Annotated in this window: 10 protein-coding genes; 1 reads left to right on the top strand and 9 read right to left on the bottom strand. The window is 66.5% G+C overall.

Annotated elements, in window-relative coordinates; all coding sequences use genetic code 11:
• Window positions 1-148 precede the first annotated feature (148 nt).
• From DVDV_RS20430 to DVDV_RS20420, 3 genes are read right to left on the bottom strand one after another with little or no spacing between them, the layout of a single operon-like run.
• Window positions 149-1,081, bottom strand: coding sequence for a multidrug resistance efflux transporter family protein (locus DVDV_RS20430; protein ID WP_075356423.1), 933 nt, complete (start codon window positions 1,079-1,081; stop codon window positions 149-151).
• A 15-nt stretch (window positions 1,082-1,096) separates the two neighbouring features.
• On the bottom strand, window positions 1,097-1,654 hold the full coding sequence (locus DVDV_RS20425; RefSeq protein ID WP_075356422.1) for an HD domain-containing protein: 558 nt from the start codon (window positions 1,652-1,654) through the stop codon (window positions 1,097-1,099).
• The gene (locus tag DVDV_RS20420; protein WP_075356421.1) at window positions 1,651-1,923 is read right to left on the bottom strand and encodes a hypothetical protein; all 273 of its coding nucleotides are present in this window, start codon (window positions 1,921-1,923) and stop codon (window positions 1,651-1,653) included. Before DVDV_RS20420 ends, DVDV_RS20425 begins: the two co-directional genes overlap by 4 nt.
• Before the next feature lie 159 nt (window positions 1,924-2,082).
• Between DVDV_RS20420 and DVDV_RS20415 the strand changes: the two genes are divergently transcribed.
• Window positions 2,083-2,754: a PilZ domain-containing protein gene (locus DVDV_RS20415; RefSeq protein ID WP_075356420.1), complete on the top strand. Its 672-nt coding sequence runs from the start codon at window positions 2,083-2,085 to the stop codon at window positions 2,752-2,754.
• Window positions 2,755-2,785: 31 nt separating this feature from the next.
• On the opposite strand, the gene DVDV_RS23025 is transcribed toward DVDV_RS20415, so the two are convergent.
• The 6 genes from DVDV_RS23025 to DVDV_RS20380 all read right to left on the bottom strand — a co-directional run bounded on the left by DVDV_RS23025 (window position 2,786) and on the right by DVDV_RS20380 (window position 9,940).
• The gene (locus tag DVDV_RS23025; RefSeq protein WP_083634851.1) at window positions 2,786-4,654 is read right to left on the bottom strand and encodes a PAS domain S-box protein; all 1,869 of its coding nucleotides are present in this window, start codon (window positions 4,652-4,654) and stop codon (window positions 2,786-2,788) included.
• Window positions 4,655-4,665: 11 nt separating this feature from the next.
• Window positions 4,666-5,049, bottom strand: a complete 384-nt coding sequence (locus DVDV_RS20400) for a response regulator (protein WP_075356419.1) — start codon at window positions 5,047-5,049, stop codon at window positions 4,666-4,668.
• Window positions 5,046-7,343: an ATP-binding protein gene (locus DVDV_RS20395; RefSeq protein ID WP_075356418.1), complete on the bottom strand. Its 2,298-nt coding sequence runs from the start codon at window positions 7,341-7,343 to the stop codon at window positions 5,046-5,048. Before DVDV_RS20395 ends, DVDV_RS20400 begins: the two co-directional genes overlap by 4 nt.
• Window positions 7,344-7,414: 71 nt before the next feature.
• Window positions 7,415-7,540, bottom strand: coding sequence for a hypothetical protein (locus tag DVDV_RS23835; protein ID WP_303046340.1), 126 nt, complete (start codon window positions 7,538-7,540; stop codon window positions 7,415-7,417).
• A 116-nt stretch (window positions 7,541-7,656) separates the two neighbouring features.
• Entirely contained in the window at window positions 7,657-7,929 is a 273-nt protein-coding gene (locus DVDV_RS20385; protein WP_075356416.1) for a TMEM165/GDT1 family protein, read from the bottom strand.
• A gap of 67 nt (window positions 7,930-7,996) precedes the next feature.
• Window positions 7,997-9,940: a molybdopterin biosynthesis protein gene (locus DVDV_RS20380; RefSeq protein WP_075356415.1), complete on the bottom strand. Its 1,944-nt coding sequence runs from the start codon at window positions 9,938-9,940 to the stop codon at window positions 7,997-7,999.
• Between the last annotated feature and the right edge of the window lie 48 nt (window positions 9,941-9,988).

Below are 9,988 nucleotides of genomic sequence, written 5' to 3'. Positions count from 1 at the left end.
GGGGGTGACCCCCCCGGCGGGTCCAGGGCAGCGCCCTGGTGGGTCCAGGGCAACGCCCTGGTGGGTCCAGGGCAACGCCCTGGCGGGTGCAGGGCAGCGCCCTGCCGGGTCGCACAGGGCAGCGCCCTGCCGCTTGGCCTCGGCTCGCCTACACCTGCCGGCAGACGTAGAGAACGAGGCCGACGACGGCGAGGGTGATGCCGGCGAGTCCCAGGGGGCCGGGCCAGGGGGCGGCCAGGAGCAGGGTTTCGCCGAGGAGGCAGAAGACGACTTCCAGGGCCTGGGTGGCATCGGTGGCGGCCAGTTCGTAGGCGTTTTTGGCCCGGCTGCGGGCGCGCAGGAAGAGCGTGGTGGCGATGACGCCGGAAAGGAGCGCCACCAGGGCGGTCTGGGTGATCTGGCCTTGGCTTGGCGGCGGCGGCTGGATGATGGCGATGAGGAGGAGCCAGAAGGGGATGGAGCCGATGGTCAGGAGCAGGGTGGGAGTGCGTCCGGCGTCGAGGCAGGGCTGGTCGATGCGCGGGATACGCCCTTTGCCGCCGTGCCGGGCTTCCCAGACGAGCTGGTTGCCGAGCGGATAGGCGATGGCGGCGACGAGGACGGCGGCCACGCCCCAGAGGCTGCCGACGGCGGCAGCGGTTTGGGCTTGTTCGTAGTTGACGAGGACGATGCCGGCGAAGATGGCGGCGGTGAAGACGAGTCCGTTGGTGGGCACGCGGCGGCCGAGCAGGGCGAGGACCAGCGGGGTGGCCAGGATGGTGGCCTGCCAGGTGGTGGCGGTGACCCAGCCGGGGGAGTAGGCGGCGGCCAGGGTCACGCCGGCATAGAAGACGCCGAAGCCGATGGTGCCGGCCAGGGTCCAGAAAAGGGGGTTTCGCAGGAACAGGCGCAGGGCGTCGGTAACGGCCTTGGGGCCGCCGGTGGCAAGCGTCCACAGGAGCAGGATCGGCAACATGAAGGCGTAGCGCAGGCTGGCGGCCCAGAGCCAGTGGCCGCCCTCCAGGCTCATGGCCCGGTTGAGGATGAAGGTCGAACTGAAAAAAAGCGCTGCCAGTGCGCCGAGCAGAACGGTCCGGGCCATGTGGGGAAGAGGGGGCTAGGCCAGGCCGGTTTCGGCGGCCACGCTGGCGATGGCGGCAATGGCCAGGGTGAGGAATTCGTCCAGGGGCAGGCCGGCCTTATCGCATTCGAGGATATTGGCCCGGCGGACATTGGCGGCAAAGGCCTTGTCCTTCATTTTCTTTTTGATGCTCTTGGCGGCCATGCCCTGCATCTTGTCGGGCCGCACCAGGGCGGCGGCGCTTATGATGCCGGTGACGGATTCGGCGGCGCGAAGCGCGTAGTCGAAGGCGGTGGCCGGGGCGTGGCCGGTGTATTCGTCGTTGTGGGCGGCGATGGCGTCCAGGGCGACGGCCGGCAGGGCACCCTCGGGGAGGAGGCTGCGAAGGGCCAGGCCGTGCTGTTCGGGGGTGGCGGCAGTGGCCGGGTAGTCCAGGTCGTGGAGGAGGCCGGTTAGGCCCCACAGTTCGGGATCGTGGCCCAGGCGGGCGGCCAGGGCGCGCATGACGGCCTCGGTCTGGCGGCCGTGGGCGAGCAGGCCCGGGTTGGGGTTCTGGGCTTTGACCAGGGCCAGGGCGGCATCGCGGTCGATCATGACGGCTCCTTGGGGGCGGCGGCGGGCGGCGCGGCCGGGGCAATGGCGTCGAGGTCGGTAATGACGTCCTTGAGTACGCGCTGGGCAAAGGCGATGGCCACGCGTTTGGCGTCCTCGAGGGTGGGGATCTTGTCTTTGAGCGAACGCTTGCCCACGGTGATCTTCCAGCCCGGCGCGCCCATCTTTTCATGGACGACGGCCACGAGCAGGGCTTTGCCGAGATTGATGTAGTGGGTGCTGTCGTCGTGTCTGGTCCATTCCGGGGTCATAGGGCCTCCCGTTATGCGGGTGGATGCGATGGAGCAGCCTAGCACGTCGCCGGGCCGGGGGAAAGGCAGGGCTGGGTGTAAAATCGGCACAGCCGTTGTCGGGCGGCCGGGGATGGGGTATTGAAAGGCAAAAACCGGGGTCTGACAGAGGGAGACGGCATGGACGTATTGCTGGTGGCGCAGGTGGGGGTGGCACAGGAGCGGTATCTGCCGCTGTTGGGGGAATGCGGCGCACGGGCGCAGGTGGCGGCGGACCCGGGAGAGGTTTTTGCGGCGCTCAAAGCCGGCGATTTCAGCGGCATCATCTTTGATGAGACGACCCTGCTGGCTGACGACCGCTACGATCCGGTCTTTTTGCGGGGGTTGTGCGAGCGCTATCCGGCCCTGCATGTGATATACGACGCCGACGCCGACCTGTTCTACGTGCTTGGCGACCACGCCGCGCTGTCCGGCCGGCAGGGGATAGAAGCCTTTATCATGCAATGCCGGGAGTTTTCCCCGCCGACCCTGCGGATGGCCGCGCGCAGCCGGGTCACCTTGCCGGTGCTGCTCTCCCGGGATTTCACCGATTCCGCGGCCGGGGTCGAGGCCAGCATGACGCTCAATATTTCCCTGGCGGGCTGTTTCGTGTTCACGGTGTCGCCCTGGGAGCGAGGCGAACAGGGGTGGCTTATTTTTGACGATATCGATCCGCGGCCGGTCAGGGTGCGGGTGCTGTGGCGGCAGGCCTGGGGGACGCGCCGGCCGGCCGGACTGGGGCTGCGCTTTGACGAGGCCCATGAGGCCCTGCTGTCGGCCATAGCGCGCATCGAGGCCGGGCTGGCCGGGTAGGGGGAGGTCCAGGCAGCCGGCCAAGGCATGGTCAGGCGCTGGCGAAGCGGATTTCCACGCGCAGGCCCTTGGCCGTGGTGAAACTGATTTCGCCGTGTAACTGGCGGCTCAGTTCCTTGATGAGCGTCATGCCCATGGACTGGGCCGCGTCCAGGTCGAAGTCGGGGGGCAGCCCCCGACCGGAGTCGGCCACGCTGATGGTGGCCTGACCGTCTGTCAGGCGCATGTACATGGCGAGCCGGCCGGGCTGGCCCGGTATGAAGGCATGCTTGCAGGCATTGGTGATGAGTTCGTTTATGAGCAGGCCGCAGGGCACGGCCTTGTCGAGATGGAGATGGAAGGCCTGGCAGTCGCAGGTGACGGCGACGTTGGCCATGGCGTGGCGGAAGATGGAGGCCAGGGACTGGGTCAGGGTCTGGGCGTATTCGGCCATGTCGATGGTGGAGTGGTCGCCGTGCTTGTAGAGTTGCTGGTGAATAAGGGCCATGGAGCGGATGCGCGTCTCCAGGCGGGCGAAGCGTTCGCGTTCGTCGTCGCTGGCCGCTTCCTCGGCCTGGATGTTGATAAACCCCAGAATAATTTGCAGATTGTTTTTGACCCGGTGGTGGATTTCAGCCAGCAGCACCTGTTTCTCGTCCAGGGAACGCTGCACCACGTCCCTGGCCCGCTCCAGGTCGGTGATGTCGGTTATGGCGGCGATAAAGCCGGTCCGCTCCGGGGCCGCAGCACCGGTTGCATCGGCTTCCCGGGTTTCGCTCCAGTCAATGCGCACGTCCAGAAGGCGCCCGTCCCGGGTCCGGCTCTTGATGTTGCAGGCCCCTTTGCCCTGGCCCCCGGGTTCCTGCGGGCGCAGCAGGTCGCGGATACGGCTTTTGCCAAGCTCGTCGGCAGCCAGTCCGCTGACGTTGGTGCCCAGGAGCTGGCGCGGGCTGGAGCCGAAGATGGCGTCGAAGGAGGGGTTGGCGAAGCGGAACATGCCGTTTTTGTCCAGCTCGACGATGCCGGCGGGCAGGGTGTCGACGAGCAGGCGGTAGCGGGCCTCGCTTTGGCGCAGCCGGTCTTCCAGCCGTTTGTGGGCGGTCAGGTCGCTTATGACGCCGACCAGTCCGGCCGGGTGGCCGGCGGAATCGGTATAGGCTGACTTGCCGACAACCAGATGCCGGGGCTGGCCGGCGGAATCGACAAAGGCGGTTTCATAGCGGGCGACGGCCTGCCCGGCCAGGGTCTTGAGGTCGATGGAACCGAACAGGCCGGCCTGATCCTCAGGGAAGACCTCCTCGGGCCTGTGCCCGGCCAGTTCGTCGCGGCTTCGCCCCACCAGCCGGCAAAAACTCTCGTTGACGCCCAGGAGCCGGCCTTCGGTGTCCTTGTAAAAAACCGGGTTGGGAATGGATTCGATCAGGGTCTTGAGAAACAGGTTTTGTTCCTCAAGCCGTGTCCTGGCCGTTTCCAGATCCCTGGTACGCCGGTTGATCTCCTCCTCGAGCCCCTGCTGGTAGCGGGTGTTTTCAGCGATCAGCCGGGCGCGTTCCAGGGCCTTTCGGACGGCATGGAGCAGGACTGCCATGTCGGGCAGGGGTTTGGTGATAAAATCCCAGGCCCCCAGCCGGATGGCCTGCAGGGCGTCCTGCAAAAGGCCGGTGCCCGAGACGACGATGGTCGGGGTATCCGGGGCCAGTTCGCGCAATCTGGCCAGAACCTCCATGCCGTTTAGAACCGGCATCCGCAGGTCGATAAGCACCAGATCAGGGTGATTGGCAGCAAACAATTCCAGCCCTTCCCGGCCGTTTTGCGCCTGGAGCACCCGGTAGCCGTGGCTCTCCAGATACATGGCCATGGCTTCACGCAGGATCTCGGCGTCATCCATGGTCAGGATGGTGGCGGGATTCGTCTGGTCCATACGATACGGCCTCATGGGGCAGTGAGCAGGCGGCGCAGGGCCCGGGCCAGGTGTGAGAGATCTGTGGCCGGTTTGGTAAAGAGGTTGTCTGGCGTGACGCCGGCGGCCAGGACCTCGGGGCTGAGGAAGACCCCGGGCGAGCCGGTGTAGATGAGAAATTTGAGCTGGGGCCACAGGCTGTGGGCCTTCTCAATAAATTGCAGGCCGGACATGCCGGGCAGGCGGATGTCCACCACAACAGCCTGACAGGGCAGGCCGGACAGCAGGGCCAGGGCGTTTTCGGCGCTGGTGGCCTGGAATACGATGAAGCCGAAGTTTTCCAGAAAAAGAGCCAGGCTTTCGCGCAGCAACTCTTCATCGTCAAGGACCAGGACGACCGGAGGGGCAGCGCTCATGCGTTCTCCCGGCGGGGCAGGGTGATGGTGCAGACGGCTCCCTGGCCCAGGGCGGAATCCATGCGGATGGTGCCGCCGTGGTTGTTGACGATAATGAAATAGGACACCGACAGGCCAAGGCCGGTGCCTTCACCCGGCGGCTTGGTGGTGTAAAACGGCTCAAAGATCCTGGCCCGCACCGCCTCGTCCATGCCGGGGCCGTTGTCGGCCACGGTGATTACCACGGCTTCGGGCTGGGCGCGGATGCCCACGGTGATGGTCGGCTTGCGGGTGGGATCGGCCACCACAGCCAGGGCATGGGCGGCGTTCTTGAGGAGATTGAGCAGCACCTGCTCGATTTCGGTGGCTGCGCAGACGACCTCGACCGGGCTGTCCGGGTAGTTGCGGATGACCGTTATATGCCTGAAATCGTATTTCTTTTTCAGGTCGTAGTCGCTTTCAGCCAAGGCCAGGCTCTTGTTGGCCATGATCCGGGCATCGACCGGGGCGCGGCGCGAATCGCTTTGCCGGGAAAACTCCAGCATACTGGAGACAATGCCGGCAGCGCGCACCCCGGCCTCACGAATGCCGGCAATGAACTTGAGCACCTTGCGGGCCTCCAGATAGGCGCGCACGGCCTCGACCGTGACCCCGGCCTGGGCAGCGGCGGCCTGATTGGCCGGCACGGCCGGATCAAGCTGCATCTCCACCACCTGGGCGGCCTGGAGGATGCTGCCAAGCGGATTGTTGATCTCGTGGGCCATGCCGGCGGCCAGCCCGCCGACGCTCATCATCTTTTCGGTCTGGATCATGAGCTCACGCAGGCGTTCGCGCTCGGTGACGTCGTCCACGCGGATGACCACGCCTTCGACGCCGTTGGCCACCAGCGGATAAAACAGCATGTTCATCAGGTGGGTGTCGCCGTCCTGGCGCAGGGGCATCCCTTCGAGCACCATGCTGCGCCGCTCCCGCAGGGCGGCTTCCATGGTGGGCATATGCTCGGCGAGAAAGGGGACGGAGCGTGCGGCATCACTGCCGACCACGTTTTCGCGGGTGAGGCCGAACAGGGCCACGGCCTGGGCGTTTATGTGGGTGACGCGGCCGGCGGCGTCCAGGCCGATGATGGCCGAGGGCATGGATTCGAGGATGTTGTTTAACTGGTTGCGCACCTTGCCCAGGGCCTTGGCTGCCTCGGCCAGTTGCCGCTCCCTGGTCTCGATGGTGTCGGCCATGGCGTTGAAATTGCGGCCAAGCTGCTGCAGTTCCAGGGCTCCGAGGGAGGATTCGACCCTGGCCGCCAGATCGCCGCCGGCCAGCCGGGCTGCTGCTGCGCCCAGGGTGGCGAGGCCGCGTCCGATGGCGGCCTGTCCGGCCAGCCGGGCAATAGCCAGGGCCAGCACCGTGGCCAGGCCGGCCAGGGCCAACCCCCGATAGAGCAAGGCGTTGGCGTTGGCATAGGCCTCGGACAGGGCGCTGGTGATCACGATGGTCAGGTAGGGCGGCCGGTCGGGTGTCAGGCGCAGGCGGATAAAGCTGAACAGGGCCGCCTCGCCGGTCGGCCGAGGCCCGACGAAAACACCTTCATCCACCGCACTGTCGCGCATCCTGGCCCAGGCCGGCGGATAGGCCGGTTGGCCCAGGGGATAGCCGGGGCTGGCCGGATAGGCGACCATGCGCCGCCCGCTGTGGTCGAGCAGGGTGACCCGGGCATGGCGGGGCATCTCCAGTCCTTCCAGCAGGTTCTCGTAGCCGTCAAGGAAATAGGACAGGCCAAGAACACCGGCCAGACTGCCGTCGGCCCCGTGCAGGGGCACGGCAAAGACCATGACCGGTTTGCCGGTGGTGCGGCCCAGAATGAAATCACCCACACTCGCGGCGTTGGCCTCGACCACATCCCGGAAGTATTTTCTGTCGGACAGGTCCACGCCCATAAACGACGGCAGGCCCGAGGCCATGACCCGGCCGGAGGCATCGGTCACAAACAGATTGGACAGTTCGGAACGCTCGCGCAGGATGGAGGCAAAAAGGACGCTTGCCGCCGGCATGTCCCGGCTCCTGACCGGGTCGGCGGCGGCCAGGCTGTGGAGCAGGTTTATGGCCTGCCCGGTGATGGTCCGCTGGGCCACGGCCAGGCTGTGGGAGACGATGGAGAGCTGGTAGGCGGCCTCTGCCTCGGCCCGGCTGCGGGCGTCGAAGCCGGTCCAGATGATGGCCGTCATGGCCGGCAGGGCCGCCAGGAGCACTATGCCGACCAGCATCGAGGTGATGGACAGGCCGGTCAGCCGGGCCCAGAGCGCTCGCAGAGGGACTTTCATCCTTATGCTCAATACCAAATCCGAGAAATTGTCCAGCGCCCGAGGGGAGCGCCGGGCCAGCCGCAGGCGGCTCAACCGCTGGGGAATGCACGACAATAGACGGCGCGCAGATACCCGTCCTGTTCGGCCACGGTGAGCCGCCAGCCCGAAACCGTGGCCAACTGGTCCTCAAGCACCGGCCGGGCCTTGGGGGCCACCAGGAATTCCAGCTCGCCGGCCCGGGAAAGTCGGAGATACCAGCCTATCTCCAGCCCAAGGCCTCAGCACATCTGGCGCAGATCAAAGGAAAGCCGCTCGCCGGCCATGGAGGCTCCTAGAGTTTGTCGAAATAGATCAGCACGCCCATGACCACGAAAGCCACGGCAGCGACCTTCTTGATGATGTCCGGCGACACGAAATTGCAGATGAACTGGGCGAAGACAACGCCCAGAAGCGACGTGGCCACCAGGGCCAGCGAGGCCCCGGCAAACACCACCCAGGGGTTCCTGGAGTCGGCTGCGGTCAATATGCAGGCCAGCTGCGTCTTGTCGCCAAGCTCGGCCACGAAAATCGTGGCAAACGTCGTTGCTAACAGTTTCCAGTCCATGCATTCCTCATCGCTTCATACCCCACAGATCCAATGACACCCTTGACAGATTCGCCCCGGCCAGACGTTATTTCCCGCCCGGCAACCCCATATCCGGCTGCATCACCCGGCCGGTCCAGTCTGTTTCATAGCCGCCAAGTTCCTGCACCCGGGCCTTGAAGGCCTCGCCGGCCACCACCTCGAACACCGCCCGGATTTTGGCATCGTCAAGATAGGCCGTGGGCACCACCAGATCGTAGCGTTCCCGGGCCAGCGGCACGAAATCCAGGCCCAGGGCCTTGGCCGCGGCATAGACGCCCAGGCCGCAGTCGGCCGCGCCGGTGCGGATGTTGACGGCGACGGCCATATGGGTGTGCTCCTCGCGGCCGTAGCCCGACACCTGGCCCGGATCGATGCCGGCCTGGCCCAGATGGTAGTCGAACAGTATCCGGGTGCCGGCCCCGCGCTGGCGATTTAAATAGCGCACCGCGCCGTCGGCCAGATCGGCCACCCCGGCGATGCCGAGCGGATTGCCCGGGGCCACGATCAGGCCCTGCTGGCGGATGGCCAGATTGATGACGGTGACGTCCAGGCCGGACAGGTACTTGGTGAGAAACGGGAAATTGTAATCGCCGGTGGCCGGGTCAAAGAGATGGGAGCCGGCAATCATGGCCGCGTCGTTGCGAAGGGCGATAAGCCCGCCCATGCTGCCGACATGGCTCGAAGCCAGCCGGATCGACGGCAGCCGGCGCATGAGCAGATCGGCCAGGATGTCCAGCGTGTTGTCATGGCTGCCCACGCACACCAGGGTCCGCTCCAGTTCGCCGGCATCCACGAGCAACTCGGCCGCAACCTCGGCCCCGGCCTCCAGGCCTTCGGCATCGGCCGGCAGCTGGGTCACGGCCTGGGCCTTGGTCATGGTGGAGATGCTGCCCGCCCCCCGCGACAGGGGCAGGGCCACATAGCGGTTGCCCACCTGGCCCACGGCCAGACGCACGAAATCCACCATGCCCAGGCGCGACGGGACGCTTCGGGCCAAAGACGCCGTCACCATCTGGCGGCGGCGCGGCTCGCTGCGCGTCAGCCAGCAGGCCAGGGGATAGAGCAGCCGCTCGAAACACACCACCGCGCTGACCGGATAGCCCGGCGCGCCCACCAGCAGCTTGCCGCCCTCGGCCACGCCCAGAAGCGACGGCTTGCCCGGCATGGCTGCCACGCCGTGCACCAGCACCTGGCCGAAACGCTCCATGGTGGCCCGGGCGAAATCCTTGCTGCCGGCCGAAGACCCGGCCACCGTGACCACGATGTGGGCGTCCGATTCCAGGCCCTCTTTGACCGCCTGGGCCAGGGCCTCGGGGTCATCCGGCACCGGCGGCACCCGGTGGCAGGCAAAGCCCCATTCCTCAGCCAGGGCGCACAAGAGCATGGAATTGCTCTCCACCACCTGTCCCGGCCCGGGGGCAGGGTGGGTGGTGAAATCCATGACCTCGTCGCCGGTGGGAATGACCCGGATGCGGATGCGTTCGTAAACCGAAATGTCATACGCGCCGCACGACAGAAGCGCCCCCACATCGTAGGGCGAGATGCGGCGATGGCGCGGCAGGATCATCTCCGTGGCCACGATGTCCTCGCCAATCCGCCGCACATGGGCAAACGGGGCCACCGGAGCCTCGATGGTGGCCACCTCGCCGTCCATGACCACGTTTTCGATCATGACCACGGCGTCGTACGTCGCCGGCATGGCATGGCCGGTATTGACGAAGACGAACCCCTCGCCCGCAACCAGCCGCACCGGCGACCCTTCCCGGGCGGCAAAGGTCTCGGCCGCCCGCACGGCAATGCCGTCCATGGCCGCGCTGTGGTAGGTGGGCGAGGAATACAGGGCCATGACCGGCTCGGCCGTGACGCGGCCGGCGGACCGCTCGGAGCCGATGCGCTCCACGCCCACCAGCTTCTCCCGGTCAAGCTCGGCCATCACCCGCGACAGCGCTTCTTCAATAGGAATCGTGCGCAGATAGATATTGCGTCTCACAGCGACCTCCGGTTGTGTGGGGGAGAATGCGGGGGGAGGAAACCCCTT

It is taken from the genome of Desulfovibrio sp. DV, from assembly GCF_001936595.1.
Lineage (GTDB): Bacteria > Desulfobacterota > Desulfovibrionia > Desulfovibrionales > Desulfovibrionaceae > Solidesulfovibrio.
This window is presented reverse-complemented; position numbering and strand designations above follow the sequence as displayed.

Bases quoted from the DNA above. Each gene is read 5' to 3' on its own strand.
- DVDV_RS20430 (WP_075356423.1), bottom strand. From the start codon at position 1,081: ATGGCCCGGACCGTTCTGCTCGGCGCACTGGCAGCGCTTTTTTTCAGT.
- DVDV_RS20425 (WP_075356422.1), bottom strand. From the start codon at position 1,654: ATGATCGACCGCGATGCCGCCCTGGCCCTGGTCAAAGCCCAGAACCCC.
- DVDV_RS20420 (WP_075356421.1), bottom strand. From the start codon at position 1,923: ATGACCCCGGAATGGACCAGACACGACGACAGCACCCACTACATCAAT.
- DVDV_RS20415 (WP_075356420.1), top strand. From the start codon at position 2,083: ATGGACGTATTGCTGGTGGCGCAGGTGGGGGTGGCACAGGAGCGGTAT.
- DVDV_RS23025 (WP_083634851.1), bottom strand. From the start codon at position 4,654: ATGGACCAGACGAATCCCGCCACCATCCTGACCATGGATGACGCCGAG.
- DVDV_RS20400 (WP_075356419.1), bottom strand. From the start codon at position 5,049: ATGAGCGCTGCCCCTCCGGTCGTCCTGGTCCTTGACGATGAAGAGTTG.
- DVDV_RS20395 (WP_075356418.1), bottom strand. From the start codon at position 7,343: ATGAAAGTCCCTCTGCGAGCGCTCTGGGCCCGGCTGACCGGCCTGTCC.
- DVDV_RS20385 (WP_075356416.1), bottom strand. From the start codon at position 7,929: ATGGACTGGAAACTGTTAGCAACGACGTTTGCCACGATTTTCGTGGCC.